General features: G+C 74.5%; 28 protein-coding genes. 11 read left to right on the top strand and 17 right to left on the bottom strand.

The genetic code is table 11. From position 1 onward, the window contains the following. Window positions 1-223 precede the first annotated feature (223 nt). The 6 genes from EV376_RS15520 to EV376_RS15495 all read right to left on the bottom strand — a co-directional run bounded on the left by EV376_RS15520 (window position 224) and on the right by EV376_RS15495 (window position 4,014). Entirely contained in the window at window positions 224-496 is a 273-nt protein-coding gene (locus tag EV376_RS15520; RefSeq protein WP_130323923.1) for a DUF4235 domain-containing protein, read from the bottom strand. Next, the gene (locus EV376_RS15515; RefSeq protein WP_130323921.1) at window positions 493-807 is read right to left on the bottom strand and encodes a DUF3618 domain-containing protein; all 315 of its coding nucleotides are present in this window, start codon (window positions 805-807) and stop codon (window positions 493-495) included. Before EV376_RS15515 ends, EV376_RS15520 begins: the two co-directional genes overlap by 4 nt. Then, the gene (locus tag EV376_RS15510) at window positions 804-1,259 is read right to left on the bottom strand and encodes a phage holin family protein (RefSeq protein ID WP_130323919.1); all 456 of its coding nucleotides are present in this window, start codon (window positions 1,257-1,259) and stop codon (window positions 804-806) included. The genes EV376_RS15515 and EV376_RS15510 overlap by 4 nt, the downstream gene beginning before the upstream one ends. 224 nt (window positions 1,260-1,483) lie before the next feature. Further along, on the bottom strand, window positions 1,484-2,692 hold the full coding sequence (locus EV376_RS15505) for a mechanosensitive ion channel domain-containing protein (RefSeq protein WP_130323917.1): 1,209 nt from the start codon (window positions 2,690-2,692) through the stop codon (window positions 1,484-1,486). A 74-nt stretch (window positions 2,693-2,766) separates the two neighbouring features. Beyond that, window positions 2,767-3,585 carry a DUF1206 domain-containing protein gene (locus tag EV376_RS15500; RefSeq protein WP_130323915.1) on the bottom strand — a complete coding sequence of 273 codons (819 nt, stop codon included), beginning with the start codon at window positions 3,583-3,585 and terminating at the stop codon, window positions 2,767-2,769. Between the two features lie 60 nt (window positions 3,586-3,645). Continuing rightward, on the bottom strand, window positions 3,646-4,014 hold the full coding sequence (locus EV376_RS15495; protein WP_130323913.1) for a hypothetical protein: 369 nt from the start codon (window positions 4,012-4,014) through the stop codon (window positions 3,646-3,648). A 72-nt stretch (window positions 4,015-4,086) separates the two neighbouring features. Here EV376_RS15495 and EV376_RS15490 point away from each other — a divergent pair, with 72 nt between their 5' ends. Continuing rightward, a complete protein-coding gene (locus EV376_RS15490; RefSeq protein ID WP_130323911.1) occupies window positions 4,087-5,313 on the top strand; it encodes a cysteine desulfurase-like protein in 1,227 nt (408 codons plus the stop codon). Beyond that, a complete protein-coding gene (locus EV376_RS15485) occupies window positions 5,310-5,597 on the top strand; it encodes a GNAT family N-acetyltransferase (RefSeq protein ID WP_130323909.1) in 288 nt (95 codons plus the stop codon). Before EV376_RS15490 ends, EV376_RS15485 begins: the two co-directional genes overlap by 4 nt. Window positions 5,598-5,612: 15 nt before the next feature. Here EV376_RS15485 and EV376_RS15480 read toward each other — a convergent pair whose 3' ends face one another. Next, window positions 5,613-7,106, bottom strand: coding sequence for a glycoside hydrolase family 3 protein (locus EV376_RS15480; RefSeq protein ID WP_207228164.1), 1,494 nt, complete (start codon window positions 7,104-7,106; stop codon window positions 5,613-5,615). Window positions 7,107-7,281: 175 nt separating this feature from the next. Here EV376_RS15480 and EV376_RS30900 point away from each other — a divergent pair, with 175 nt between their 5' ends. From EV376_RS30900 to EV376_RS15465, 4 genes are all read left to right on the top strand, one after another. Next, the gene (locus EV376_RS30900) at window positions 7,282-7,404 is read left to right on the top strand and encodes a hypothetical protein (RefSeq protein ID WP_350653198.1); all 123 of its coding nucleotides are present in this window, start codon (window positions 7,282-7,284) and stop codon (window positions 7,402-7,404) included. Window positions 7,405-7,508: 104 nt separating this feature from the next. Then, window positions 7,509-8,459, top strand: a complete 951-nt coding sequence (locus EV376_RS15475; protein ID WP_130323905.1) for a TIGR03557 family F420-dependent LLM class oxidoreductase — start codon at window positions 7,509-7,511, stop codon at window positions 8,457-8,459. Window positions 8,460-8,521: 62 nt separating this feature from the next. Continuing rightward, window positions 8,522-10,153 (top strand): RecQ family ATP-dependent DNA helicase, encoded by a 1,632-nt coding sequence (locus EV376_RS15470; RefSeq protein WP_130323903.1) that lies wholly within the window; start codon window positions 8,522-8,524, stop codon window positions 10,151-10,153. Window positions 10,154-10,245: 92 nt separating this feature from the next. Further along, window positions 10,246-10,749: a hypothetical protein gene (locus EV376_RS15465; protein WP_130323901.1), complete on the top strand. Its 504-nt coding sequence runs from the start codon at window positions 10,246-10,248 to the stop codon at window positions 10,747-10,749. 60 nt (window positions 10,750-10,809) lie between these two features. Here EV376_RS15465 and EV376_RS15460 read toward each other — a convergent pair whose 3' ends face one another. Both EV376_RS15460 and EV376_RS15455 read right to left on the bottom strand, forming a co-directional pair. Further along, window positions 10,810-11,574: an ABC transporter permease gene (locus EV376_RS15460; protein ID WP_130323899.1), complete on the bottom strand. Its 765-nt coding sequence runs from the start codon at window positions 11,572-11,574 to the stop codon at window positions 10,810-10,812. Next, window positions 11,567-12,538 (bottom strand): ATP-binding cassette domain-containing protein, encoded by a 972-nt coding sequence (locus EV376_RS15455; RefSeq protein WP_130323897.1) that lies wholly within the window; start codon window positions 12,536-12,538, stop codon window positions 11,567-11,569. The genes EV376_RS15460 and EV376_RS15455 overlap by 8 nt, the downstream gene beginning before the upstream one ends. 101 nt (window positions 12,539-12,639) lie before the next feature. Between EV376_RS15455 and EV376_RS15450 the strand changes: the two genes are divergently transcribed. The 3 genes from EV376_RS15450 (at window position 12,640) to EV376_RS15440 (ending at window position 15,490) form a co-directional block, all read left to right on the top strand. Beyond that, the gene (locus EV376_RS15450) at window positions 12,640-13,389 is read left to right on the top strand and encodes a TetR/AcrR family transcriptional regulator C-terminal domain-containing protein (protein WP_130323895.1); all 750 of its coding nucleotides are present in this window, start codon (window positions 12,640-12,642) and stop codon (window positions 13,387-13,389) included. Beyond that, window positions 13,386-14,405, top strand: coding sequence for an AraC-like ligand-binding domain-containing protein (locus EV376_RS15445; RefSeq protein ID WP_130323893.1), 1,020 nt, complete (start codon window positions 13,386-13,388; stop codon window positions 14,403-14,405). The genes EV376_RS15450 and EV376_RS15445 overlap by 4 nt, the downstream gene beginning before the upstream one ends. A gap of 104 nt (window positions 14,406-14,509) precedes the next feature. Next, complete coding sequence (locus tag EV376_RS15440; RefSeq protein ID WP_130323891.1) at window positions 14,510-15,490, top strand: AraC-like ligand-binding domain-containing protein; 981 nt, start codon at window positions 14,510-14,512, stop codon at window positions 15,488-15,490. A gap of 230 nt (window positions 15,491-15,720) precedes the next feature. On the opposite strand, the gene EV376_RS15435 is transcribed toward EV376_RS15440, so the two are convergent. The 8 genes from EV376_RS15435 to EV376_RS15400 are packed head-to-tail and all read right to left on the bottom strand — an operon-like array spanning window position 15,721 to window position 24,417. Beyond that, complete coding sequence (locus EV376_RS15435; protein ID WP_130323889.1) at window positions 15,721-16,704, bottom strand: DNA topoisomerase IB; 984 nt, start codon at window positions 16,702-16,704, stop codon at window positions 15,721-15,723. After that, complete coding sequence (locus tag EV376_RS15430; RefSeq protein WP_130323887.1) at window positions 16,688-17,641, bottom strand: glycosyltransferase family 9 protein; 954 nt, start codon at window positions 17,639-17,641, stop codon at window positions 16,688-16,690. The genes EV376_RS15435 and EV376_RS15430 overlap by 17 nt, the downstream gene beginning before the upstream one ends. Further along, on the bottom strand, window positions 17,638-18,324 hold the full coding sequence (locus EV376_RS15425; RefSeq protein ID WP_130323885.1) for an SDR family oxidoreductase: 687 nt from the start codon (window positions 18,322-18,324) through the stop codon (window positions 17,638-17,640). Before EV376_RS15425 ends, EV376_RS15430 begins: the two co-directional genes overlap by 4 nt. Continuing rightward, on the bottom strand, window positions 18,321-19,835 hold the full coding sequence (locus tag EV376_RS15420; RefSeq protein ID WP_130323883.1) for a PfkB family carbohydrate kinase: 1,515 nt from the start codon (window positions 19,833-19,835) through the stop codon (window positions 18,321-18,323). The genes EV376_RS15425 and EV376_RS15420 overlap by 4 nt, the downstream gene beginning before the upstream one ends. Window positions 19,836-19,845: 10 nt before the next feature. After that, a complete protein-coding gene (locus tag EV376_RS15415) occupies window positions 19,846-20,553 on the bottom strand; it encodes an SIS domain-containing protein (protein ID WP_130323881.1) in 708 nt (235 codons plus the stop codon). Then, a complete protein-coding gene (locus tag EV376_RS15410; RefSeq protein ID WP_130323879.1) occupies window positions 20,550-21,770 on the bottom strand; it encodes a glycosyltransferase in 1,221 nt (406 codons plus the stop codon). The genes EV376_RS15415 and EV376_RS15410 overlap by 4 nt, the downstream gene beginning before the upstream one ends. Then, window positions 21,755-22,732 (bottom strand): glycosyltransferase family protein, encoded by a 978-nt coding sequence (locus tag EV376_RS15405; RefSeq protein ID WP_130323877.1) that lies wholly within the window; start codon window positions 22,730-22,732, stop codon window positions 21,755-21,757. Before EV376_RS15405 ends, EV376_RS15410 begins: the two co-directional genes overlap by 16 nt. After that, window positions 22,729-24,417: an HAD-IIIA family hydrolase gene (locus EV376_RS15400; RefSeq protein ID WP_130323875.1), complete on the bottom strand. Its 1,689-nt coding sequence runs from the start codon at window positions 24,415-24,417 to the stop codon at window positions 22,729-22,731. The genes EV376_RS15405 and EV376_RS15400 overlap by 4 nt, the downstream gene beginning before the upstream one ends. 187 nt (window positions 24,418-24,604) lie before the next feature. Here EV376_RS15400 and EV376_RS15395 point away from each other — a divergent pair, with 187 nt between their 5' ends. Both EV376_RS15395 and EV376_RS15390 read left to right on the top strand, forming a co-directional pair. Further along, a complete protein-coding gene (locus EV376_RS15395; protein WP_486482648.1) occupies window positions 24,605-25,033 on the top strand; it encodes an SRPBCC family protein in 429 nt (142 codons plus the stop codon). Next, window positions 25,030-26,031: an SDR family oxidoreductase gene (locus EV376_RS15390; protein WP_130323871.1), complete on the top strand. Its 1,002-nt coding sequence runs from the start codon at window positions 25,030-25,032 to the stop codon at window positions 26,029-26,031. The genes EV376_RS15395 and EV376_RS15390 overlap by 4 nt, the downstream gene beginning before the upstream one ends. The last annotated feature ends 11 nt before the right edge of the window (window positions 26,032-26,042 follow it).

Below are 26,042 nucleotides of genomic sequence, written 5' to 3'. Positions count from 1 at the left end.
GCTTGAGGCGGCCCCCACGAAGGAGACTTCTCTCAACCCACGCCATCTCTACAACAGCGTGGATCAGCAAACCACGTACGCAAAAACTCTGCACAGCCTACCGGACGAAATTCTCCGACATGTGACCTGTCGGTTGCCGGAGATCAGCCCGCAAGGTGCGCGGCGACCGGCGGAAAGGCCCCCTCGCCGGGCTTCGGCGAAGGGGCCCGGGTCGGCCGTCGGGTCAGTCCGGCCACCGGCCGGTCAACCGGCGTACGCCGACCGCGCCGCCCCGGTCGACGGCCGCGCGGACGACCGAGAAGATGGCTCCCTGCAAGGCGGCCGCGGCGAGGACCTCGCCCCAGCCACGGTCCTCGTCGGTGGCGCTCGGCGCCTCGCCGTCGCCGGCGGTCACCTTCCACACCTGCCGGAAGATGGCGCCCGCGACGACGCCGGCGGCGATGCCCATCAGGACGCCGACCGGCCGGTACGCCACCCGTCCGATGCCGCCGCTCACCGACGCCTCCCCCGTACGATCATCAGCACGACGGCCGTGGCCAGCGCGCCCGCGGTCAGCGCGACCAACGGCCGTGGGTTGGCCCGGACCCGGTCGCCCCGCTGCCGGGCCTGCCCGCGCATCCGGGCGACCGTCATCGTGGCCTGCTCGCGCATCCGCTCCTTCGCCTGCTCGGTCGAGGACTTCAAGCGCTTCTTCACGTCCGCCTTGGCGGCCAGCGCCTCCATCGTCTCGCCCAACTCGACCCGGGTCCGCCGGATCTCCTCGCGGAGGGCATCGGTGTCCCCGGTGCCCCGCCCGTTGCCCGTCATGGCCGTCTCCCGTCCTTCGCCGCGGCTCTTCCATCCTTCACCGCGGCGGTGACGGTGTCGACGTCCGCGCGGACGCTGCGCACCGTGGCCGCCGGCACCGGCGGGACCGCCTGGCTGACCTGCTTCTTGCCGACCAGGGCGAGGATGCCCGCGACCAGGAAGAGCGCCACCGCGACGATCAGGGCGGCCGCCCAGGCGGGCAGGACCAGGTCGAGCAGCAGGATCGCGGTCGCCACCAGCGCACCGAGGCCGTACAGCGCCAGCGCCCCGCCGCCACCGAAGAGGCCGATGCCGATGCCGGCGTGCTTGCCCTTCTGGGTCAGCTCCGCACGGGCCAGCGCCAGCTCGTCGCGGACCAGACGGGAGACCTGCTCCGTGGCCCGCTGCACCAGCTCGGCGGTGGACGGCTCGCTCCCGGTCCGGGTCGTGCGGGCATTCGCCACGTCAGCCATGCTGTCCTCCTTTCATCATCACCGCGCTGTATGCCCGGACTCGCCGCCCGTCAATCCTCGCCCGGTACGCGGGGCTCGCCGCCGCACGCACCCGCGACCGCACACGACGGAAGCCGCGAAAGCGTCGGGCAGCCGTTCCCCCCGGACGGCCCTCCCAAACCTCCCCGGCGGCCGCGTTCCACCTCGCCCAACGCCCACCGCGACCCGAGGTCACGCGGGCCTGGTCAGCGCCGGGGGGTCGCGGTCTCCTCGGGGCCGACGAAGGCCTCGCTGCGGGCGGCGCCGTCGTCGCTGCCGCCGAAGACCCGCGCGTCGTCCGGTACCTCCCCGTCGGCGATCCGACCCGCCGGCGGGCGGGCCGGGCGGCCGGGCTGCACCCACTGCCACGCCAGCTCGCTGCCGGAGTCGCCGACCTCGGCGCGCATCCGGGGCAGCGCCGTCGGCCGCTGGTCACGGATCCAGGCGACCAGGTGCTCGCGGACGAGGCAGCGCAGGTCCCACAGGCTTCCGGCGTTCGCGGCGCTGACCAGCGCACGGACCTTGATCATGCCGCCGGTGGCATCGGTGACCTGCAGGACGCAGACCCGCCCGTCCCACAGCTCGCTGTTCTCCACCACGCGGCGCAGCTCCTCCCGCATGGGCTGCACCGGGACCGACCAGTCGACGTCGAACTCGGCGGTGCCCAGCACCGCCGCCTCGGTGCGGGTCCAGTTCTGGAACGGCTTGCTGGTGAAGTACGAGGTCGGCAGGATCAGCCGCCGGTCGTCCCAGATCTGCACCACCACGTAGCTGAGGGTCAGCTCCTCGATCCGGCCCCACTCCCCCTCGACGACCACGACGTCGTCGAGGCGTACGGCGTCGCTGAACGCGAGCTGGAGGCCGGCGAAGACGTTGCCCAGCAGGCTCTGCGCGGCGAGCGCGGCCACCACACCGACCACACCGGCACTGGTCAGCACGCCGGCGCCGATCCCGCGGACGGCGGGGAAGGTCATCAGCATCACGCCGAGGGTGAGGACGACGATCACCGCGATGGTCAGCCGGCGGAGCATCACCACCTGGGTGCGGATCCGCCGGGCGTGCCGGTTGTCGGGCACGTCGACGCGGAACCGCGCGAGCGCGGTGTCCTCCGCCGCCACCAGCAGCGCGGCGACCAGCCAGGCGACCGTGGCGATCACGGCGAGCACCAGCACGTGCAGCAGGATCTGCCGCCACCCGGTGCCGACCGCGTACCCGGTGCTGAACCGGACGGCGAACTGCACGGCGAGGACCGTGGCCGCGACCTGGAACGAGCGGTGCGCGTGCTGGGCCAGCTCGGTCATCAGCAGCGAACGCTGGCCGAGCCGTCGTGCCACCCGGTGCACGACCTCGACCGCGAAAAGGGCGATCGCCGCCGCGACGAGCACGGCGACGATCGTCCCGAGATAGCTCTGCACTGGTTGTTCTCCTCCGGGCGTCGGTGCGTCGGGCAAGGGCCCCATGGTGCCGGCGACCGCGGGAATCGGCCAGTTCAGACCTTCCGGTAGCGCGACTGGAGGAAGCAGTAGACGCCGAAGGCGGCGATGCCCAGGGCGACCAGGGTGAGCAGGATCGGCCCGTACGACTGGTCCCGCAGCGTCCGCAGTGCCGTGTCGAGGCCACGGGCCTTCTCCGGGTCGTAGTTGACCGCGGCCAGTACGACCAGCAGACCGGTGATGGCGAAGGCCACGCCCCGGGCGGCGTAGCCGGCGACGCCGAGGCGACGGGCCAGCTGGAGCGTCCCCGGGCTCATCTCGCCGGTCTTCAGGCGCTTGAGGAACTTCTTCCTGATGCCGTAGATCGCCATGCCGACGCCGATGCCGGCCAACGCCAGACCGGCGAGGCCGACCAGCCACCGGCCGCCGGACGACTGCATCAGCCGAGCGGTCAGCTCCTCCTGCTGGCTGGCGCTGTCGGCGTTGGCGTTCGAGACGACCTTGTAGGCGGTCCAGGCGAGCCAGAGGTAGACGACGGTGCGCCCCGCCGAGAAGAGGCGCTCCCTGGTCCGGTCACGGCCCTCGCCGTGGTGGCCGGCCAGTGCCTCCAACGCCTGCCAGATCGCCATGGCGAGCATGCCGACGGCGATGGCTCCGACGAGGAAGGCGCCCAGCGGTTGGGCGGCCAGTGTGCGCAGGGCACCGGACTGGTCCCCGTCCGCGGCCGGGTTGCCGAACGCGATCTGCAGCGCCAGCCACGCGAAGAGGAGATGCACGACCCCGTAGCCGATGAAACCGGCCCGGGCCAGGAGTTCGAGCCACCTGCTGTTCGCCGTGCGGGCGGCGGTGGCTTCGGCGTTCCGGGTGAGAGACATGGCGCCTCAATCTCCGAACGCGAAGATTTCCAAACGTGGGCCACCGCCGCCGGGCGCGGCTCAGCCGCCGGCGTTGGCCGCGACGCGGACCTTGACCTCCTGGTCGGTCACGCTCTCCAGGGTGACCGCGAAGTCGCCGACCTGGACGGCCTGCTGGCCGCTGGTCAGCGTCACCTGCTCGCCGGCGACCTCCACGGTCACCCGGTCGCCCTCGGCGCCGACCAGCTTGGCCTCGACGCCGAGGATGCTGGCCGATGCGTCGACCCCCCGGTCGAAGGTGACGGTGCAGGAACCGGCCAGCGAGCAGTCCGTGGAGGCGCCCTCGGAGCTGCAGCCGCCCAGCACGGCCACGCCGAGGGCCAGCCCGGCGAGCAGGCCGGCGGCCCGGCGGACGGGGGTCGGGGGGAGGTCGGTGCGTCGGTTCGTCACCCGGCCAAGGGTACGAGACGGCCGCGACACCGGCCGCCCGCCGTGATCACGTAGCGGGTTAGGGTCCGGGTCATGCCGTTCGACATCGCCCGCACCCGGGCCGCGTACCCCGCCCTGGCCGAGGGCCACGTCCACTTCGACGGCGCCGGCGGCACGCAGACCGCCGCACCGGTGATCGAGGCGGTGGCCGACGCGATGCGGACGGCGCTCGGCAACCGCAGCGCCGGCAACCTGCCCGGCCGGCGGTCGCTGGACCTGGTGGACGCGGCCCGGGCCGCGGTCGCCGATCTGCTCGGGGCGGCTCCGGAGGGGGTCGTGCTGGGCCCGAGCGCGACCGCGCTCACGTACACGCTGGCCCGCACGCTCGGCGCCAGCTGGCGGCCCGGCGACGAGGTGGTGGTGTCCCGACTCGACCACGACGCCAACGTGCGCCCGTGGGTCCAGGCCGCCGAGGCGGCCGGCGCGACCGTGCGCTGGGCCGAGTTCGACGGGCGCACCGGCGAGCTGCCGGCCGGCCAGTACGCCGACCTGGTCGGCGAGCGGACCCGGCTGGTGGCGGTGACCGCCGGCAGCAACGCGATCGGGACGGTGCCGGACGTCCCGGCGATCGCCAAGACCGCCCACGCCGCCGGCGCGCTGGTCTGTGTCGACGGCGTGCACGCGGTGCCGCACGGCCCCACCGACCTGGGCGCGCTCGGCGCCGACTTCCTCGTCACCAGCGCCTACAAGTGGTCCGGGCCGCACCTGGCCGCGATGGTCGCCGACCCGGCGCGCTGGGAGCGGCTGCGCCCGGCGAAGCTGCTGCCCTCCGCCGACGCGGTGCCCGACCGGTTCGAGTACGGCACGCCCGGCTTCCCCCTGCTGGCCGGCGTCACCGCCGCCGTCGACCACCTCGCCGGGTTGGACCCGGCGGCCACCGGGAGCCGGCGGGACCGGTTGCGGGCCAGCCTGGCCGCCGCCCAGGCGTACGAGGAGGGGCTGCTGGCCCGGCTGCTCGACGGTCTGGCCGCGCTGCCCGGGGTGACCGTCCTCGGCGCGCCGGCACGGCGCTGCCCCACCGTCTCCTTCCGGCTGGCCGGGGTGTCCCCGGCGGCCACCCAGGAGGCGCTCGGTGCGGCCGGGCTCTGCCTGTCCGCCGGGGACTACTACGCCTACGAGTACTTCCGGACGATGGGTCTGCGGGACAGCGGCGGCGCGGTGCGGGCGAGCGTCTACCACTACAACACGGCCGACGAGGTGGACCGGTTGCTCACCGAACTGGGCAACCTGGACGCCGCCGGGGGCAGAATGGCCGGGTGAGCACCCTCGTCGAGGACAACCCCGCCAGGCACCGCTTCGAGATCCTGGTCGACGACGCACTGGCCGGCTGCACCGCGTACCTGCCCCGGGACGGTTACCTGATCTTCACGCACACCGAGGTGGACGACCGGTTCCAGAACATGGGCGTCGGCGCGGCGCTGGTCCGGGGCACCCTCGACCAGCTTCGCGAACGCGGCGCGAAGGTGGTCCCCCGCTGCCCGTTCATGGCCGCCTTCATCGAGCGCCACCCCGAGTACGCCGATCTGGTGACCGACCGGCCCTGACCCGCTGCGGTCGGCTCAGGCGGCCCCGGTCAGGATCTCGGCGGCGGCGCGGCCGGCGGCGCGGGTCGCGCCGTGGGTGGCGACGTGCACCGCTCCGGTGACCAGCTTGGGCACGCCCAGCTCGACGACCACGGCGTCCGGGCGGGCGGCCAGCGCGCGGGCCACCGCCGCCCGCATCCACGGGTGCCGGTGCAGGTCGCGCACCACGAGGACGAGGCAGCGGCGGCCGGCGCCGGTGGTGGGGTCGTCCGGGACGTCGGGCTCGGCGTACCGGACGGCGGTCGTGCCCGGCAGCAGGTCGGTGAGCGGGGCGGCGAGGCCCCACGGCGTCTCCGAGCCGATCGCGATGTTCCGCGGTGGCTCGAACTCGACCACGTGCGCGGGCCCGGCCAGCGGCAGCACGCCCAGCCCGGCCCGGCTCGTGGTGACCCGGACGGCGCGCCGGGCGGCGGCGAACCCGATCGCCGAGCCGCCGGCCGGGTGCGGACCCGGCCGGCCGGCGTGGCCGGCGACGGTCCACGCCGCCAACTGGCCGACCCGTTTCGCGGCCTCGATGAGCCGCTCCTCGGGCAGTTCACCGGCGGCGACGGCGGCGACGATCGCGTCCCGCAGGCGGCGCGGCGCTTCCTCGTCGGCGTGTTCGCCCCCGACGCAGATGGCATCGGCGCCGGCGGCGAGGGCACGCACCGCCGCGCCGGCGAAGCCGTACCGGTCGGCGACCGCCCGCATCTCCACCGCGTCGGTCACGACGACCCCGGAGAAGCCCAGTTCGTCGCGGAGCAGTCCGGTGAGGATCCGGCGGCTGAGGGTGGCCGGCAGCTCCGGGTCCAGCGCGGGCACGAGCAGGTGGCCGGTCATCACCGCCTGCGCGCCGGCGGCCACCGCCGCGCGGAACGGCGCCAGTTCCACGGCGTCCAGCCGGGCCCGCTCGCCGCTGATCCGGGGCAGGTCGTGGTGCGAGTCGACCCGGGTGTCGCCGTGCCCGGGGAAGTGCTTGGCGCAGGCCGCGACGCCGCCGGCCTGGAGGCCGCGTACCCAGGCGGCGGTGTGCCGGGCGACCAGTGCCGGGTCGGCGCCGAAGGACCGCACGCCGATCACCGGGTTGTCCGGGTTGGAGTTGACGTCGGCGTCGGGCGCGTAGTTCAGCGTCACCCCGAGGGCGGCGAGTTCCCCGCCGAGGTCGCGGGCCACCTCCTCGGTCAGCTCGGGGTCGTCGACCGCGCCGAGGGCGAGGTTGCCCGGTCGGGAACTGCCGTGCCGCGACTCGATCCGGGTCACGTCGCCGGCCTCCTCGTCGATGGCGACGATGACGTCCGGCCGCTCCGCGCGCAGGGCGGCGGTGAGGCCGGCGACCTGCTCCGGGTCGACGACGTTGCGGGCGAAGAGCACCACCGAGCCGAGCCCCTCGCCGAGCCAGCGGCGCACCCAGGGTGGCGGGGTGGTGCCGAGGAAGCCGGGTTGGAGGACGGCGGCGGCCAGGGACGCGAGATTCCCCTCGGGCATGGTCACGCTCCCACCCCGGGCTGCTCCTCGAAACGCTCGCTCATGCGTGGTCGTCCCCCCGTCTCTGCGCACCTCGGTGGCCCCGCCACCGGCGGCGGTGCTGCCATGGTCACACCGCGCGACGGAATAGTCAATAAACCTTACAGTTGCTGGGACGAACATCGACCGGGACAGTGCGGGGATGGACCCCGTGCTGCTGGCCGACGCGACGAGCCCGGCCGACATCCCCGGCGTACGCCTGCTCGGCGTGGTGGTGGGCGGCCTGCTGCTGCTGGCCGCGATCCGCGCGATGTTCCGCCGGTGAACGCCGGACCCCGCCGGGCCGCCCGCCCCGCGCGGCCCGGCGGGGTTCGGCGGCGCTCCTCCGGGTACCGGCCCTTCGACGGTTTCCCGGCGAAGGGGGCGACGATGCGGATCGGTTACTTCCTCTCCAGCGAGGAGTTCCGGCCGGCCGAGCTGCTGGCACAGGCCAGCGGCGCCGAGCGGGCCGGTTTCGAGGCGCTGTGGATCTCCGACCACTACCACCCCTGGACGGACGCCCAGGGGCAGAGCCCGTTCGTCTGGTCCGTCATCGGGGCGCTCAGCCAGGCGTGCGGGTTGCCGGTCACCACCGCGGTCACCTGCCCCACCGTCCGGATCCACCCGGCCGTCGTCGCCCAGGCCGCGGCCACCAGCGCGGTGCTGCACGAGGGACGATTCGTGCTCGGCGTGGGCACCGGGGAGGCGCTCAACGAGCACATCCTCGGCGACGCCTGGCCGCACACCGACACCCGGCTGGAGATGCTGGAGGAGGCCGTGGCGGTGATGCGCGAGCTGTGGCGGGGGGACTTCGTCAACCACCGCGGCCGGCACTACACCGTCGAGCACGCCCGGATCTACACCCTGCCCGACCGGCCCCCGAAGGTGTACGTCTCCGGCTTCGGCCCGAAGGCGGTCGACGTCGCCGCGCGGATCGGCGACGGATACATCAACACGTCCCCCGACGCCGAGCTGGTGCGGCGGTTCCGCTCCGCGGGGGGCGGCGACAAGCCGGTCCAGGCCGGCTTCAAGGCGGCGTACGCGGACAGCGTGGACGAGGGCGCGCGGATCGCGTACGAGCGCTGGCCGAACGCGGGTGTGCCGGGCGAGCTGTCCCAGGTGCTGCCGTCGCCGCGGCACTTCGAGCAGGCGGCCCGGATCGTGCCGCAGGAGATGATGAAGTCGGCGTTCGTCTGCGGCAACGACGCCGACGCGCACGTGGCCAAGATCGAGGAGTACGCGAAGGCGGGCTTCGACGAGGTGTACGTGGCCAACGTCGGCCCGAACTGGGAAGGGCTGTTCGACCTCTACCGGCGCGAGGTGCTCCCCCGCGTCCGGTGACCCGCGCGAGGCGGCCCGCGCCCGGTTTCGCCGGTGATCGCCCGGGGTACCTCCGGGCCTCGATGAAGCTGTCGACGCACTCCAGGAACCTGCGCCGCGCCGCGAAGAGCCTCTTCGGCTGGACCGCCCTGCGGCCCCATCAGCTCGCCGCCATGCGGGCGGTGATGAAGCGCCGCGACGCCCTGGTGGTACTCCCCACCGGCGCCGGCAAGTCGGCGATCTACCAGATCCCGGCCAGCCTGATCCCCGGCCCGACGGTGGTCATCTCACCGCTGCTGGCGCTCCAGCAGGACCAGATCGCCGCGCTCAACGAGCGGCAGCGACCCGAGCTGCGGGCGGTCCGGATCAGCTCGGACGAGTCGCCGGCCCAGCAGGCCGAGGCGATCGAGGAGATCCGCGCCGGGCGGGCCGAGTTCCTCTTCATCACTCCGGAGCAGCTCGCCAACCCGGACCGGATGGCCGAGGTCCGGTCGCTGAAGCCGGCCCTGGTCGCGATCGACGAGGCGCACTGCATCTCGGCGTGGGGCCACGACTTCCGTCCCGACTACCTGGCGCTCGGCCACCTGGTCGAGGGCATCGGCCGGCCGCCGGTGGTCGCGCTCACCGCCACCGCCTCCCCGCCGGTCCGCGACGACATCGTCGCCCGGCTGCGGCTGCGAGAGCCGGAGATCGTGGTGTCCGGGCTGGACCGGCCGAACCTCTTCCTCGAGGTGGCCCACTGCCCCACCGAGGACTACCGGTGGCGGCGGCTGATCGCGCTGCTGCGCGAGGACGAGCGGCCGGGCATCATCTACGTCCCGACCCGGCGGGCGGCCGAGGAGCTGGCGGCACGGCTGACCGAGGCGGGTTTCCCGTCGAAGCACTACCACGGCGGCATGCCGGCCGGCGCCCGCTCCGAACTGCACGCGGCGTTCCTCGCCGACCGGGTGCCCATCATGGTCGCCACCTCGGCGTTCGGCATGGGCATCGACAAGCCCAACATCGCCTGGGTGGTGCACATGGCGCTGCCCGACTCGCCGGACAGCTACTTCCAGGAGATCGGCCGGGCCGGGCGGGCCGGCCAGCCGGCCCGGGTGCTGCTGCTGTGGCAGGCCGAGGACGTCGGCCTGCAGCGCTACTTCACCGGCGGCCTGCCGGACGAGAACGAACTGCGCGACCTGTCGGCGCTGCTGCGGCGCGGACCCGCCACCAAGAAGGAGCTGCGGGAGCTGACCGGCCTCGGCGCCCGCAAGCTCGGGCAGTACCTGGCCCTGCTGGAGCAGGCCGGGGCGGCCGAACCGCGGGGACGGCAGCGCATCGGCGCGCCGCGCTACTCCCCCACCCCGGTCGACGCGGCCGCCGCCGCCCTCGCCGAGGCGGAGCGGCAGCAGACCGTGACCCGTTCCCGCACCGACATGATGCGGGCCTTCGCCGAGACCACCGCCTGCCGCGGGCAGACACTGCTCGCGTACTTCGGCGAGCGGATGACGGCGGTCTGCGGGCACTGCGACAGCTGTCATGCCGGCACCAGCACGGCCGACGACGGGGCGGTCGGCCCGTTCCCGGTGCACAGCCAGGTGCGCCACCCCGAGTGGGGAGCCGGCCTGGTGCTCAGCTACGAGGAGGACCGCATGACGGTTCTGTTCGACGAGGTGGGGTACAAGACGCTGTCGGTCAGCGTGGTGTCCGAACAGGGACTGCTGACGCTCGACTAGCCTGAGGCGGCCGCCCGGTGGCGGCCAGGAGCGCCACCCCGGCTGCGACTGCCGCGCCGTGGCGGCGCAGGATCGAGAGAAGGAGCGGTGCCGTGATCGAGCAGCCGGCGTACACCGGATTCGGCTTCACCGACGAGGAGTGGGGGCTGCTGGTCGGCCTGCCGCAGTCGGTGCTCACGGCGGCGAGCGCCGCGGAGTCCGACGGCACCCGGCGCACGATGGCCGAGAACGCGGCCGGTCTGGACACCATCTCGGCCGGGCGCGAGTCGGCGAGCCCGCTGGTGGCGGCGGTCGCCGGCGAGGTCGTCTCCCGCGTCGGGGACCCCGAGGCCGGCGCGGAGCTGCCGGTGATCGAGCCCGCCGACCCGCGCGCGCTGCTGGAGGACGTGCTGGGCCGGGCGGCGGAGGCGGCGGCGCTGCTCGCCAACAGGGTGGACGAGGGCGAGGCCGGTGCGTACAAGCACTGGCTCGTGGAGATCGCCGAGCAGGTGGTCGTCGCGGCCCCGACCGGCGGCATCCTGGGCCTCGGCGCCGACGTGGTCACCAGCTCGGAGCGCCGCTTCCGGGACCGGCTCGCCCAGATCCTCAACGACTGACACCGACGGCGGCGGCGGTGGTCCCGGTGGGATCACCGCCGCCGTCGTCCGCGCGGCCGGCTACCCGACCCGGCGTCGGAACACCACCGCGGCGAGCACCACCGACGCCAGCAGGATCCCGACGCACCAGGCGACCGCCGCGGCCGGCGCGGTGCCGGCCGGTGTGCCGAGCAGCAGCGCCCGCAGCGTCTCGATGACCGGGGTCACCGGCTGGTGGTCGGCGAAGCCGCGCAGCCAGGTCGGCATGGTCTCCACCGGGACGAAGGCGCTGCTCGGGTACGGCAGGAACATGACCAGGAAGGTGAACCCGCTGGCCGCCTCCGGGGTGCGGGCCAGCAGCCCGAACGCGGCGGACAGCCAGGACACCGCGAGCAGGAACAGCAGCAGCACCCCGGCCGCCGCGAGCCAGCGGGCCGGGTCGACCACCGGGCGGAACCCGATCGCCACGGCCACCGCGAGGACCAGCACGGTCGAGACCGTGTTGCGCAGCACGCTGGCCACGACGTGGCCACCGAGGATCGCGGTGGCGGCGACGTCCATCGTCCGGAGCCGCTCGATGACGCCCTCGGTCAGGTCCATCGTGACGCTGACCGCGGTGCCGGCCGCCCCGAACCCCGCGCAGAGCAGCAGCACGCCGGGGACGACGTAGGTGACGTACGCGCTGCCGGTGTCGATGGCGCCGCCGAAGAGGTAGACGAAGAGCAGCATCAGGATCACCGGCAGCAGCAGCGAGGTGAGCAGCGCGTCGACGTTGCGGCGGGACAGCCGTACGCAGCGTCCCACCAGGACGGACAGCTCGACGCGCCGGGCGGTCAGCTCAGACACCGGCCACCTCCCGCTCGGCGGCGGCCGTCGGCTGCCCGGTCAGGGTCAGGAAGACGTCGTCGAGGGTGGCGGTGCGCAGGTGGAAACGCTCGACGCCCCGCCGGTCGGGGTCGATTTCGTCGAGCAACCGGCGGACCTGCGGCGCGTCCCCGTCGATCGGGACGGCCAGCTCGCGCCGCGCGGCGTCGGCGTGGGCCACCCGGTCGCCGAGATGCCGGGCGGCGGCGGCGAAGCGGTCGTCGTCGTGCATCGTCAGCTCCAGCCGGTGGGCGCCGAACCGCCGCTTCAGCTCATCGGCCGTCCCCTCGGCGGCGAGCCGGCCCCCGTGCAGGACCGCCACCCGGTCGGCCAGCCGGTCGGCCTCCTCCAGGTACTGCGTGGTCAGCAGCACGGTGACACCGCCGGCGGCCAGCTCACCGACGACCTCCCAGAGCGACTGGCGGCTGCGCGGGTCGAGGCCGGTGGTCGGCTCGTCGAGGAAGATGACCGACGGCTCGCCGACCAGGCTGGCGGCCAGGTCGAGCCGGCGGCGCATCCCGCCGGAGTACGTGGACACCCGCCGGCCGCCCGCGGGGGCCAGGTCGAAGCGGTCCAGCAGGGCGGCGGCGCGGCGTTGGGCGGCCGGGCGCGGCAGACCGGCCAGCCGGGCCATCATCGTCAGGTTCTCCAGGCCGGTCTGCGCGTTGTCGAGCGCCGCGTGCTGACCGGCGAGGCTGATCACCCGGCGCACCCGGCGCCGGTCCCGGACCACGTCGTGGCCCTGCACCCGGGCGGCGCCGCCGTCGGGTGCGGTCAGCGTCGCCAGGATGCGCACGGTGGTGGTCTTGCCCGCGCCGTTGGGCCCGAGCAGGGCGTGCACGGTGCCCGGGGAGACCCGCAGGGTCAGTCCGGCGAGCACCGTCACCGCCCCGAAGGACTTGTGCAGCCCGGCGGTCTCCACCGCCGGTGTCATCGGATCCCCCATGGTTCCCTCACCCTCCGTCTTCTGCGTATGCCATACGCTTCACTGCGTAGACCATACGCAGAAGATAGGATGACGGTCAACACCGCGACCGAGAGGTGAGGATGAGCCAGCCGCCCGACGACCTGCCCGACAGCGTCGCCATCGCCTGGGGCCTGCGGGAACGTCCCGGCAAGGGCCCGAAGCGCAGCCTGAGCCTGGAGCAGGTGGTGACCGCCGCCGTCAAGGTGGCCGACGCCGACGGGCTCGCCGCGGTCTCGATGAGTCGCGTCGCCGCCGAACTGGGCGTCGCCACGATGTCGCTGTACCGGTACGTGTCGACGAAGAACGACCTGGTCGAGCTGATGATCGATGCCGCCTTCGGCGATCCCCCGCCGGCCCGTGGCCAGGACGAGGGATGGCGGGCGGCCCTCGCCCGCTGGGCCGGCGGCAACGTCGCCGCCATCCACCACCGCCCGTGGCTGCGGCACCTGCGGATCAGCGGCCCGCCGATCCGCCCCAACAGCGTGCGCTGGATGGAGCAGGGCCTGGCCTGTCTGCGCGACACCGCCCTGCGCCCCACCGAGCGCCTGTCGACGGTCCTGCTGGTCAGCGGGTACGCCCGCTACTGGGCCGCGCTCACGGTGGACCTCGCCGAAGCCTCCGCCAAGTCGGGCGAGAGCCCACACGAGGCCGGAGTCCGCTACTGGCAGCACCTCGAACACCTCACCCGGGCCGGCGGCTTCCCGGCGATCCGGGAACTGCTCGCCGAGTGGGCCGGGGAGGACGAGGATGACGACTTCGACGCGGAGTGGCAGTTCGGCCTGGACCGCCTGCTCGACGGCGTCGAGGTCCTGATCCGGAGCCGCCGATGACCGCGCTGCCGGCCGACCTTCTCGACACCACCCGGATGCCGCCGGCCGACCGCTGGCCGTTCTTCGTGGACATCGCCGAACGGGCCGCGGCACGGGTGGCACTGGCCAGCGACCACGTGGCGGACTTCCGGGCGACGTCCCGGGTGATCGACCTCGGCACCGTCCAGCTCACCCGATTCCGCTACCAGTCGCTCACCGGTTGGCGGACGCCCCGGCTGATCCGCCAGGCGGATCCGGAGATCTTCCAGGTCGCCATGGTGACCAGCGGCGCCAGCGAGATCAACACAAGGCTCCGGTCCACCACCATGGCCCGGTCCGATTTCACCCTCCTCGACTGGAGCCGGCCGCACCGCATCGAGCACCGCAGTGTCCTGGGCGGGCGGGAACTCGCCTCCTCGGTGACCGCGACGGTTCCCCGGGCGCTGCTCCCCATCTCCCCGGACCGCGTCGAGCGGGCGACCGCGGCGCTGATGTCCGGCATCGAAGGGCCCGGGGCGTTGCTGGCGCAGCACCTCAACCACCTCACCCGGCACCCGGAGCAGTTCCGCGTCGCTGACGCGCCCCGACTGGCCGATCTCACACTCAGCCTGATCGCCGCGCTGCTCGCCCATCACCTCGACATCGAGGACGACCTTCCGGCCGAGATCCGGCAGCGGGCCACACTGACCCAGATCACCGCCTTCATCGACCGACACCTCGATGACCACGCGCTCACGCCGTGTGCCGTGGCCGAGGCGCACCGGCTGTCCCTGCGGACGCTGCACCGGTTGTTCGAGGACGAGCCGGAGGGCGTCGCCGGCCGCATCCGCCGGCGGCGGCTCGATCGCTGTCGCGCCGACCTGGTCGACCCCGCGCTGCGACACGTGCCGGTACGCCAGGTCGGCCGACGCTGGGGCCTCACCGATCCCGCCCACTTCAGCCGGGCCTTCCGCGCGGCGTACGGGGTGAGCCCGCGCGCCTACCGGGAGGTGCACCTGCCGCCGCCCGACGGTCGATCCGACCGCACCCCTGACTGATCGGTCAGTCAGGGCGGCAGCCGCGGTGCCGCCCGGATCGACAACCCCGCGGCGCCTGGCTCCCGGAGCCGACGGTCCGCAGAATGGCTCGACAGGGAGGGACGATGCTGGAACCGACCGTCGTCGACACGGCACAGGTGGCGGCCGCGGACCGCTTCGAGATGTGGCTGGAGTTGGTGGCCCGCACGTCGGCGCCGCTACACATCCAGACCAAGCACACCGACGACTTCACCGCGCGGGCCGAGTTCATCGAGCTCGGCCCGCTCCACCTGGTGAGCTACCGGTACCCGTCGCTCGACTGCTTCCGCACGCCGAAGCTGGTCCGCCAGTCCGACCCCGAGATCCACCTGCTGGCGCTGACCGTCGCGGGGCGCAGCGCCGCCGCCCAGGACGGCCAGCAGAGCGCCGGCCGCGCGGGCGAGTTCACCTTCTACGACGCCTCCCGCCCGCACGAGGCACGCCACCAGAGCGACGACGACGGCCGGACCCCCGCCCGCTCCATCGCGTTGATCATCCCGCACGCCGCCCTGCCGCTCCCACCACAGCGGCTCGCGCCGCTGTTCGGTGGCCGCATGCCGGGCACCAACGGAGTGGGGGCCCTGGTGGCACAGTTCCTGACCCAGATCGCCGCCCGTCCCGAGCAGTACCACGCGGCGGATGCGAGCCGCCTCGGCACCGTCGCGCTGGACCTGGTCAGCACGATGCTCGGCCGGCAACTGGTCGCGGAGGACGCCATCCCGGCGGAGATCCGCCGCCGGGCCCTGCTCACGCAGGTGCAGGCGTACATTCAACGGCGCCTCGGCGAGGCCACGCTGACTCCCCGGGCCATCGCGGACGCCCACCACATCTCGCTGCGGTCGCTGCACCGGCTCTTCGAGGCCGAGGAGACGACCGTCGCGTCGTACATCCGCGGGCTGCGCCTGGACCGGTGCCGGCAGGATCTCGCGAACCCGGCGCTCCGTCACCAGCCCGTCCAGGCCATCGCCGCGCGATGGGGTTTTCCGGACAAGGCCCACTTCAGTCGCCGGTTCCGCGCGGCGTACGGGATGACGCCGCAGACCTGGCGGCAGATCACACGCGGGTAGGCACGGATAGTCAACCGGACGGCGTCCAGGGTCAACCCGTCCGGGGCAGACTGGAGCCCGAAGCGGCCGCCCCCTCCGGACGCCGATCCGGCACGGGCGGCCCGCCGAACGGGGGCCGTGGCGGGGCGCCCGCCGCCATCACGGCGGCGGGCGGTCGCCCGGCGGCGCCCGGATCGACCCGTGGCTGCCGGCTCCGCCGCGGCTTCCCCCAGGACCGCCGGCGGGGCCGGTCACGCCTCCCGGAGCAGTTCCAGGACGACCCGCTCGGCCGCTTCACGCGGTGTCCGCGGGTCGACCGGCGCCACCACGCCGTCGTGGTAGAGGTCGACCACCCTCGGGTCCACGTAGGAGGCGCGCGCCACGGTGGGCGTGTTGCCGAGCAGCTCCGCCACCGCCCGCATGACCGCGGCCACCGCCCGGCGGCGGGCGGTGGCCGACCGCTGCCGGCCCACGGTGGCCAGCTCGGTGGCCGCCAGCACGGTGGCGTGCCAGGTACGGAAGTCCTTCGCGGTCATCTCGCCCCCGCTGGCGTCGCGGAGGTAGTCGTTGACCTCGTCGCTGCGCACGTCCCGCCAGGCCCGGCCGTCCCAGTAACCGAAGAGCCGGTCGGCCGCGCGGCGGCGGCGGCGCAGGTTGGTGAGCACCCGGCACAGCTCCGGATCCTCGATCCGGCGGATCTGCTCGATGCCGCCCTTGGCCGGGAACTCGAAGACCACGCACCCCCGCCGAGACCGCGCGTGCTCCGGGCGCAGGGTGGACACGCCGAAGGTGGGGTCGTCGCCGGCGGCGTACTGGTCGCTGCCGACCCGGAACGCACCCAGGTCGAGCAGCCGGGCCACGGTGGCCAGGACCCGGCTGCGGTTCAGTCCCCGCCCGTCGAGGTCGTGCGCGATGCGCTCGCGCAGCGTCGGCAGCCGGTGGGCCACCTCCAGCACGTGGTCGAACTTCGCCTCGTCGCGCTTGCGCCGCCACTCGGGGTGGTACAGGTACTGCTTGCGGCCGGCGGCGTCGACGCCGGTGGCCTGGATGTGCCCGTTCGGGTACGGCGAGATCCACACGGCCTGCCACGCGGGCGGGATCACCAGGTCCCGCAGCCGCGCCAACTGGTCCGGGTCCCGGACCGGCTGGCCCGCCGGGTCCAGGAACACCCAGCCCTTGCCGCGCCGGCACCGCCGGTACCCCGGCCTGCCCGGATCACTACGCCGCAACCGCACCGGTCGTCCGCACCGCCTGTTCCACCTCCTGGGCGGCGGCCAGCACCTCATCGACGTCCACGGCCGCCAACGTCGGATCCGTTCCTACCCCGTCCCACCTCGGACAATCCCGTGCGCCGGCCCACAGCGCGCGGTGGTAGGGCCGGCCCGGTGGTGGTCCCCAGCGGGCGGGCGGGACGGGGCCGAAGAGGACGACGGAGGGGGTGTGGTAGGCGGTGGCGAGGTGGGCGATGCCGGTGTCGCCGCTGATGAGCAGTCGGGCGTGGGCGACGAGGGTGGCGAGGTGGTGCAGGTCGGTCTTGCCGGCGAGGACCGTGTCGTCGGGCAGCCCGGCGAGGTGGGCGACGTGGTGGGCGAGGGGTTGTTCGGTGGGGTCGCCGGTGATGACGACGTGGTGGCCGGCGGCGGTGAGGTGCCGGGCGACGGCGGCGAACCGCCCGGCCGGCCAGCGCTTCTGCCGGATCTTGGAGCCGGGATGCAGCACCGTGACGCCGGTCGGTGCCCGGCCGGGGGCCGGCCGCAGCAGGTTCAGGTCGCCCGGATCGGCGGGGATGCCGTACCAGGCCAGCAGGCGGCACCAGCGGTCGACCTCGTGTTCGTCGTCGCGCCAGTGCGGGCCGTCGTGGTGGTTGGTGTCGGGGTTGGCGTAGGCGAGTAGTCGGCGGGGTCGGGTGGTGGTGAGGAGGTGGTGGGACTGGGGGCCGCGGCCGTGCAGGTTGACGGCGAGGTCGGGGGTGGGGCCGGGGTAGGTGAGGGGGTTGAGTCCGGGGGTGTGGAGGTGGTGGTCGATGCCGCCGATGAGGGTGATCAGGGGGGCGAGCCAGTGGGGGGCGGCGAGGGTGAGGTGGTGGTGGGGGTGGGCGCGGCGTAGGGCGCGTAGGGCGGGTACGGCGGTGGCGAGGTCGCCGACGCCGAGGGCGCGTAGGGCGAGGATCACGGGTAGGAGGTTTCCTGTTCGGCGCAGACGACGAGTTCGCGGATGGCGCAGCCGGTGGGTTGGGTGAGGGCGAAGAGGATGGCGGCGGCGGTGTGGTCGGGGTCGTTGAGGATGGCGTCGGGGCCGGGTTTGTACTGGGGGTCGCGGTTGTCGAAGAAGGCGGTGCGCATGCCGCCGGGGATGAGCAGGGTCACGTTGATGGTGCCGGCGAGTTCGGCGGCCAGGGCGCGGGTGAAGCCGACCACGCCGAACTTGGCGGCGCAGTACGCGGTCGCGTCACTGACCGCCTTCACCCCCAACGTCGAGGCGACCGTGACGATCCGCCCCCGGGACGCCTCGAGGAACGGCAGCGCCGCGCGGACCACGGCGGCGGTGGCGAGCAGGTCGACCGCCACGATCCGGTCCCAGGTCTCCCCCGGCAGGTCGGCCAGCCGGCCCGGCACGTCCATCCCGGCCGCCGTCACCACCGCGTCCAACCCGCCGGAGCGCTCGGCCAGGGTCCGGGTGGCCGCCTCGGCGGCCCGCGCGTCGGCCAGGTCGCATTCCACCCACGGCACCCCGTCCGCCGGTGCCTGGCGGTCCAGCACCAGTGGCCGCCCCCCGGCCCTGGCGACGGCGGCGACCACGGCCGCCCCCAGGCCGCTCGACCCGCCGGTCACCAGCACCGTCGACCCGGCCCTCATCGCATACCGTCCGCCGGACGGGACGCGGTCGACGCGCCGGACGGCGGACACCCCAGAGCGTCGGCGGCCGGCACCCGGTCGGTCAGCCGCGACGGGCGGCCCCGCTCGTGGGCCGCGGCGATCAGCTCGGTGGTGGAGCGCCCGTCGAGGTACGGCACCACCACCGTGTGCCCGCCCCAGCGCCGCAGGAGATCCGCCTCCGGCAACGCCGGCTCGCCCCCGCCCGCGGCGTAGTCGCCACCCTTGACCCAGATGTCGGGGCGCAGCCAGGTCAGCGCCGCGTGCGGGGTCGACTCGTCGAAGATCATGACCGCGTCGACGCAGTTCAGGGCCGCCAGCAGGCGGCTCCGGTCGCCCTGCGTCATCACCGGGCGGTCGGGCCCCTTCAGCGCGGCGACGCTCGCGTCGGAGTTCAGGCAGACCACCAGGCAGTCGCCGAGCTGCCGGGCGGCCTGCAACGTCGCCACGTGACCCGCGTGGAGGAGGTCGAAACAGCCGCCGGTGGCGACGACCGTGCCGCCGGCCGCGCGTACCTCGGACACCACCGCCGCGGCCGCGGCCAGGCCGATGCGCTCGGCCGCGACGCCCGACACCATCGGGGGCAGCGGCCGGACCGGTGGCGGCAGCGCCGTCGCCACTCCCCCGCCGGCCACATACGCGCACGCCTCGGCCACCGCCTCCTGCACGGCCTCGGAGACCAGCGCGCCCCGGGCCAGGGCGAGGGTGGCGGTGGCGGCGAACCGGTCGCCCGCCCCGCAGGTGTCCCCCTCCGCGGTCGTCGGCGCGGGCACCATCAGCGGTGTCGAGCCGGCGGGGCAGAGCAGCGCGCCGTCGCCGCCCAGCGTCACCGCGACCGCACCCGCCCGCCAGCGCCGCCGCAGGCCCTGGGCGCCCCGCGAGGCGGTCGCCAGCCGGGTCGCGCCGGGAGCCACCTTCGCCAGCTCACGCACCTCGGCCTCGTTCGGCGTGGCCAGCCGCACCCCGGGCACCGCCGCCGGTCCCCGTGGATGCGGGTCCCACACCACGGGCGCGCGGACGTCGGCCAGTGCCGCCCGCAGCGCCGGATGCCGGGCCATCCCCCGGCCGTAGTCGCTGACCAGCACCGCGGAGGCGCCGGCGATGACCCGCAGCACCGCGTCGGAGGGGGCACCCGGCTCCCCGGGGGCGCCGCCCCGGTCGTGGCGCAGCAGCACCCGGCCCCGCGCCCGGAGCCGGATCTTCTCCGGCGTCCCGCCGGCCAGCCCGAGCGCGTACACCTGGACCCCGGCGGCGGTGAGCAGCGAGCTGAGCCGCGCACCGCCGGCGTCGTCGGCCAGGGCGGTCACCAGGACCACCTCGGCATCCGGTGCCGCCGCCGCGAACATCGCCGCCAGGCCGGCCCCGCCGGGCCGGTCGGTGTACGAGGTCTCGTCCAGCACCGGCACCGGGGAATCCGGGCAGAGGCGGTTCACCACCCCCTCCACGTCCCGGTCGAGCAGGGTGTCACCGAGCACCACCAGGGGTCCCCTCACGCTTCCCTCCTCATCGCGCCTCCAGCTGCTGCCCGCCGTCCACCACCACCTCGACCCCGGTCCGCACCGGCCCCGCGGCCGGCGGACCGGACGGCGCCTCGACCGGCGGGGCGGACGTCGACGCCGCGCCGTCGGCGGTGGCCGGGGCCGCCGGCAACGCCCGCTCGACGTATTCGCAGAGCAGGTGGCTGGTGACGAGGTGGAGTTCCTGGACGACCTGGGGGTCGGGGGAGGGGACGGCGAGGGTGTCGTGGCAGAGGTCGGCGAGGGGGTTGGGGGTGGGGCCGGTGAGGGCCCAGGTGTGTAGGCCGGTGTGGTGGGCGGCGTGGGCGGCGTGCAGGAGGTTGGGGCTGGTGCCGCTGGTGGTGAGTAGGAGGAGGATGTCGCCGGGTCGGCCGTGGGCGTGGACTTGGCGGGCGTAGACGTGGTCGTAGCCGTAGTCGTTGGCGATGGCGGTGAGGGCGCTGGTTTCGGCGTGGAGGGCGATGGCGGACAGGGGTTGGCGGTCGTTGCGGAGTTTGCCGACGAGTTCGGCGGTGAGGTGTTGGGCTTCGGCGGCGCTGCCGCCGTTGCCGGCCACCAACAGCCGCCCGCCCTCGACGAGCCGGCGGGCGAGCGTCTCCCCCCACCGCGCCAGCTGCTCCTCGCACCGCCGGTAGGGCACCAGAGCGGCGGCGAGGTTGGCCAGATGGACGTCGAGCAGCGAGCGTCCGGTCATCCGGCCACCACCCGGGTGGCCCGGCCCACGGCGACCACGTCGCCGTAGACCTCGGCCAGCCGCTCGGCCGTGGCGGCCCACGAGTAGCGTTCCCGGGCCCGTTCCTGCGCCGCCGTCGCGTACGCGAACCGGCGGATCCGGTCGTCCAGCAGCCGCTGCACCGCGCCGGCGAGCGCCCGCGGATCGCGGGCCGGCACGAGGTCACCGGTCACCCCGTCGACCACGGTGTCCCGGATCCCGCCGACCGCGGTCCCCACCACGGGTACGCCGCACGCCATCGCCTCCAGCGGGGTCAGCCCGAACGGCTCGTACCAGGGTGCGGCCACCAGCAGGTCCGCGGACCGGTACCAGCGGCCCATCTCCTCGCGGGGCACCGCGCCGACCAGCTTCACCCGGTCGGCGACGCCACAGGTGTGCGCCAGGGCCCGCAGCCGGCGGGCGTACGGGTCGGTCTCGAGCAGGCCGGCCGGCGGCCCGCCGACCACCACGCACTCGGCGTCCGGGATGTGGGCCATCGCCCGCACGACGGTCTGGAAGCCCTTGCGCTCCACCAGCCGCCCCACGGTGAGGATGCGGGGCCGCCCCTCCTCGCGCTCTGCGGCCGGGCCGAGCGGGGCGAACGTGGTGAGGTTGACCCCGGACGGGACGACCGTCATCCGGGACCGGGGCACCCCCATCCGGACCAGCTCCCCGACCTCGTCCCGGCACTGGGCGATGACCCGGTCCACCGACCGGCCCAGTTCCCGCTCGTAGCCGATCCGGCGGGCCGGGCTGGTGTCCTGCACCCCCTGGTACCGCTTCTTGACCACACCGAGCGCGTGGTACGTCTGCACCACCGGCACCCCGACCTGCCGGCTCGCGGCGAGCGCGGCGAGGCCGCTCATCCAGAAGTGCGCGTGGACGACCTCCGGAACCCAGTCGCCGCCCCGCCAGCGGTCCACCAGCCAGCGGCTGAACTCCTTCATGTGCGGCAACAACGCGTCCTTGGCGACCGGCTCGGCCGGGCCCGCCGGCACGTGCACCACCTCGTACCCGTCCGGGCAGCGGACGGTCACCGGCAGGTCGACGGCGTCGCGGCGGGTGTAGACCCGCACGTCGTGCCCGGCCGCCGCGAGGGCCGCGGAGAGCTCGGCGACGTGGGTGTTCTGGCCACCTGCGTCCTCTCCGCCGAGAACGGCGAGCGGGCTGGCGTGCTCCGAGATCATCGCGATCCGCATACTTCCTCCTCCAGCAGCCGGTCCCAGTCGGCGAGGAAACGGTCGAGGCCGTACCGGTCGAGGGCGGTCGCCCGGCCGGCGGCGCCCACCCGGCGGGCGTGCGCCGGGTCCGCCAGCAGGCGGCGGGTGGCGTCGAGCAGGTCGTCGACCCGGGTGGAGAGGGCGCCGGCCTCGGGCGGCACCGCCATCACGGCCTCCGTCGCGGCGAGCGCGACGACGGGCATGCCGATCGTCATCGCCTCGATCAGGCTCAGCCCGAGCGAGGTCCACCGGCACAGGTGCAGGTACGCCCGCCGCCGGGCCAGCTCGGCGTGCATGCGGGCCTGGGGCAGGTCGTCGTGGCTGGTGATCCGGTCGGCCGGCAGCCCCAGGTGGTCGGCGAGCCCGGCCACCTTCATGCCGAAGACGTCCAGCGGGGCGATCTCGGCGAAGCGGGGCAGCAGGTCGGTGCCGGTGACCCGCCAGCGGCGTACCGGCTCGTTGATGACGACGGCGAGCCGCTCCAGCTCGCCCGTGTACTCGACCGCCGGCGGCACGACGCCGTGGTCGACCACCGTGGTCCGCGTGCCGCCGGTGTCCCAGTAGAGCTGGTTGAACGCGGTGACGTGGGCGATGAGCAGGTCGTCGTGGTCGGCCATCGGGTGTCGGCTGTTGGGGACGTCGCCGTCCTTGGGTGTGTTGTGTTCGACGTAGATCGCGGGTAGGTCGTGGCCGGGTCGGCGGCGCAGCCATTGGGTGGCGAGGTCGAGTTCCTCGGGGCGTTGCAGGATCACCAGGTCGACGTCGGTGGTGGCCAGCTCGTGGGGGGTGACTTCGACGGCGTTGTCCGGCCAGGGGTAGGTGCGGGCGCGGCCGAGGCCGTAGGGGCCGCGGTCGGGGGTGACCGGGATCAGGTAGCGGTGCTTGCCGTGGACGAAGGAGGTGGTCCACGAGCCGTGCACGTGCCAGAGCAGGACGTTCATCGGCCGCTCCGGCCCACCGCGACGACGGCCCGGATCGCCGTCGCCGTCGGCGGGGTCGGGGGCGGTACGCCGAGCCGGGTCAGCGCCTCCAGGACCTCCCGGGGCGTGATCCGGCTCAGGCAGGGGTGGCCCGGCACCGGGCAGGTCGCGGCTCGGGTGTCCCGGCAGGGGGCGCCGGCGTCACCGAGCCGGACGACGGGCACCCGCCACGGGCCCCACTGTCCGAACGGGACGGTCGGGGCGAAGAGGCTGACCACCGGGACGCCGTACGCGGCGGCGAGGTGGGCGGGGCCGGTGTTGCCGACCACCACCGCGGCGGCCCGGGCAACGGTCCCGGCCAGCTCCGCGAGCCCGGTCCCGCCGCCGAGGTCCACGGCGAGACCGCCGGCGACCCGCGCGCACAGCTCCGCCTCCTCCGGCCCGCCGGTGACCACGACGCGGTGGCCCGCGCCGACCAACTCCCGGACGATGTCCCCGGCCAGCTCCGCCGGCAGGCCCCGGGACTGCGCCGCCGAGCCGGGGTGCAGCACCACGTAACCCGGTTCACCGACCTGTGGGGGCGGCGCCGGTGCCGGCCGCAGCCGCAGGGCGAACTCGTCGTGGTCGGGCAGGGCGAAGCCGGCGGCGGCGGCGAGGGACAGGGCCCGTTCGGGTTCGGGGACGCCCACCGGGACGCGGTGGCGGACGTCGAGCAGACTGCCCGGGTAGTCGTCGCTGATCGCGGCGATCCGGCCGACGCCGGCGGTGCGCAGCAGCAGAGCCAAGGGCAACGGAGACTGGTGGTAGCTGGTGAAGATGACCGCCTCGTCCGCGCCCACGGCGGCCAGTTTGCCGGTGAGCGCGGCGATGTCGGCGGGATCGACAGGCCCCGGATCGGGATCGATCCAGGGCAACCGGTGTTCGATCACCTCATCGACACCAGGCAGCAGCCCCGCAGCCGCCCGACCACGAGGCCCGCACAACAACACCACCCGCCGCGCGCCCGCAGCCACCGCCCGGATACCCGGCCCGGTCACCAACACATCCCCCGCCGAATCGGCACGCACCACCAACACCGTGCCCGCCCGCCGCGACTCACCCGCCACCACCGCCGCCTGCCGGGACAAAATCTGCGCCACCGCCGCCGGCAGATCCACCGCCACCCACGGCGCCGCATCCACCTCCTCCGCCCGAGTCACCGGCGTCGGCACCAACACCGCCTGCGCCCCCGCGGCAAGCGCCGCCCCCACATCCCGCCCGATATCCCCCACCACCACACACCGCTGCGGCACCGTGCCCAACTCGCGGGCCGCCTCCCGCACCAACCCCGCAGCCGGCTTACGGCAACCACACCCATCACCCTCGTCGTGCGGACACACCACCCACACATCGAACGGCCCCAACAACTGCTCAACCCGGGCATGCACCGCCCGCAACTGCGCCCGGCTGAACAACCCCTTCGCCAAACCCGACTGATTCGTCACCACACCCAGCCGCAACCCCGCCGCCCGCACCGCCTCCACCGCCGCCCGCGCACCCGCAACCAGCCGCACCTTCTCCGGATCCCCGTTGTACGGCACGTCCTCGACCAACGTCCCGTCCCGGTCGAACAACACCGCATCGAACAGCCGCGGACCCGGACCGCCCCGGCCGGCGCGGGCACCGACCCGGGCTGACCTGCACTGATCCGGCTCCAGCTGTCGCACAGCGGGCGGGTTCCCGGCGCCCCGGGGAGTAAACATCATCATCGCGGCGCCACCGTCCGCACCGCCGGCGGTGTCGGCACGCCGGCCCGCGGTGGCCTTACCCGCAGCCCCCGAGAAGCTAACCCGGGCCGTCCGTTAGCTACGGCGCTCGCCAGGGTATGAGGGCCCAGTGGCAATTGTGGAGAAAGTGATCGACGCTCCACCGGAGCAGGTCTGGGCCGTCCTGGCCGACGGGTGGACGTACAGCGACTGGGTGGTCGGCACCGTGCACGTGCGCGACGTGGACGACCACTGGCCGGCCGTCGGCGCCGAGCTGCATCACCGGGCCGGCCCGTGGCCGTTCTCGCTGGAGGACTCCTCGACAGTGCTCGGCTGCGAACCGCCGCACAAGCTGATCATCCGGGCCGGCCTCTGGCCGGCGGGCGAGGCGATCGTGGTCTTCACCCTGGAGCCGGTGGGCACGGAAGCCACCCGGGTGCGCATCGGCGAGGACTTCGCCGCCGGTCCGCTGCGCTGGATCCGCACCAAGCTCAACGACCTGGTGCTGCACCAGCGCAACAAGGAGACCCTGCGCCGGCTGTCCGACATCGCCACCCGGCAGAAGGACGACGCGTGACGCAGACGGTCGTGGTCACCGGCGCGAGCGCCGGGGTGGGGCGGGCCGTCGCCCGGGCGTACGCCGAGCGGGGTGCCCGCCTCGCGCTGCTCGCCCGTGGCGCGGCGGGCCTGGCGGCCGCCGAGCGGGACTGCCGGGACCGGGGCGCGGCCGATGTCCGCACGTACCGGGTGGACGTCGCCGACGCGGGCGCGGTGCAGCGGGCGGCGGACGACGTGGTGCACCGCTTCGGCGGGCTCGACGTCTGGGTCAACAACGCGATGGTCTCGGTCTTCGCGCCCGCCTGGGAGATCCCCGCGACGGAGTTCCGCCGGGTCACCGAGGTCAACTACCTGGGCACGGTCCACGGCACGCTCGCCGCGCTGCGCCACCTGCGGGCGCACGGGCGGGGCACGATCGTCCAGGTCGGGTCGGCGCTCGCCTACCGGGGCATCCCGCTGCAGTCCGCGTACTGCGCCACCAAGCACGCCATCCAGGGCTTCAACGACTCACTGCGCGCCGAGCTCCTGCACGACTGCCCGGGAGTGCGGCTGACGATGGTGCAGCTGCCGGCGGTCAACACCCCGCAGTTCTCCTGGGTGCGTACCCGGCTGCCCCGCCACCCGCAGCCGGTGCCGCCGATCTTCGCGCCCGAGGTCGCCGCGCGGGCGATCCTCTGGGCCGCCGACCACGGGCCGCGGGAGTTGAACGTCGGCGGCCCCACCTGGCGGGCGCGGATCGCCGACGTCCTCGTCCCCGGCCTGCTGGAGCGGAAGCTGGCCCGGGACGGGTACGACAGCCAGCAGACGGCGGCGCCGGTCGACCCCGCGACCTGGCGGGACAACCTGTACCGGCCGGGGGACGACGAGCGCGACCACGGCGCGGCGGGCGACTTCGTCGACCGCGCCCGGCGGCGCTCCCCGGCCCTGTGGATCGGCACACACAAGCCGGCCGTCTCCGCCCTCGCCGTCGGCGGGCTGTCCGTCGCGCTGGCCGCGCTCTCCCGCTGGTCGCGGTGACGGTCGGCGGC

This window comes from Micromonospora sp. CNZ295, assembly GCF_004217535.1.
The sequence above is the reverse complement of the archived record's forward strand: the minus strand, read 5'-3'. Positions and strand labels throughout refer to the sequence as shown.

Bases quoted from the DNA above. Each gene is read 5' to 3' on its own strand.
- EV376_RS15475 (WP_130323905.1), top strand. From the start codon at position 7,509: ATGCGGATCGGTTACTTCCTCTCCAGCGAGGAGTTCCGGCCGGCCGAG.
- EV376_RS15500 (WP_130323915.1), bottom strand. From the start codon at position 3,585: ATGTCTCTCACCCGGAACGCCGAAGCCACCGCCGCCCGCACGGCGAAC.
- EV376_RS15455 (WP_130323897.1), bottom strand. From the start codon at position 12,538: ATGGGGGATCCGATGACACCGGCGGTGGAGACCGCCGGGCTGCACAAG.
- EV376_RS15445 (WP_130323893.1), top strand. From the start codon at position 13,386: ATGACCGCGCTGCCGGCCGACCTTCTCGACACCACCCGGATGCCGCCG.
- EV376_RS15450 (WP_130323895.1), top strand. From the start codon at position 12,640: ATGAGCCAGCCGCCCGACGACCTGCCCGACAGCGTCGCCATCGCCTGG.
- EV376_RS15440 (WP_130323891.1), top strand. From the start codon at position 14,510: ATGCTGGAACCGACCGTCGTCGACACGGCACAGGTGGCGGCCGCGGAC.
- EV376_RS15510 (WP_130323919.1), bottom strand. From the start codon at position 1,259: ATGGCTGACGTGGCGAATGCCCGCACGACCCGGACCGGGAGCGAGCCG.
- EV376_RS15425 (WP_130323885.1), bottom strand. From the start codon at position 18,324: ATGAGGGCCGGGTCGACGGTGCTGGTGACCGGCGGGTCGAGCGGCCTG.
- EV376_RS15470 (WP_130323903.1), top strand. From the start codon at position 8,522: ATGAAGCTGTCGACGCACTCCAGGAACCTGCGCCGCGCCGCGAAGAGC.
- EV376_RS15415 (WP_130323881.1), bottom strand. From the start codon at position 20,553: ATGACCGGACGCTCGCTGCTCGACGTCCATCTGGCCAACCTCGCCGCC.
- EV376_RS15405 (WP_130323877.1), bottom strand. From the start codon at position 22,732: ATGAACGTCCTGCTCTGGCACGTGCACGGCTCGTGGACCACCTCCTTC.
- EV376_RS30900 (WP_350653198.1), top strand. From the start codon at position 7,282: ATGGACCCCGTGCTGCTGGCCGACGCGACGAGCCCGGCCGACATCCCC.
- EV376_RS15410 (WP_130323879.1), bottom strand. From the start codon at position 21,770: ATGCGGATCGCGATGATCTCGGAGCACGCCAGCCCGCTCGCCGTTCTC.
- EV376_RS15515 (WP_130323921.1), bottom strand. From the start codon at position 807: ATGACGGGCAACGGGCGGGGCACCGGGGACACCGATGCCCTCCGCGAG.
- EV376_RS15490 (WP_130323911.1), top strand. From the start codon at position 4,087: ATGCCGTTCGACATCGCCCGCACCCGGGCCGCGTACCCCGCCCTGGCC.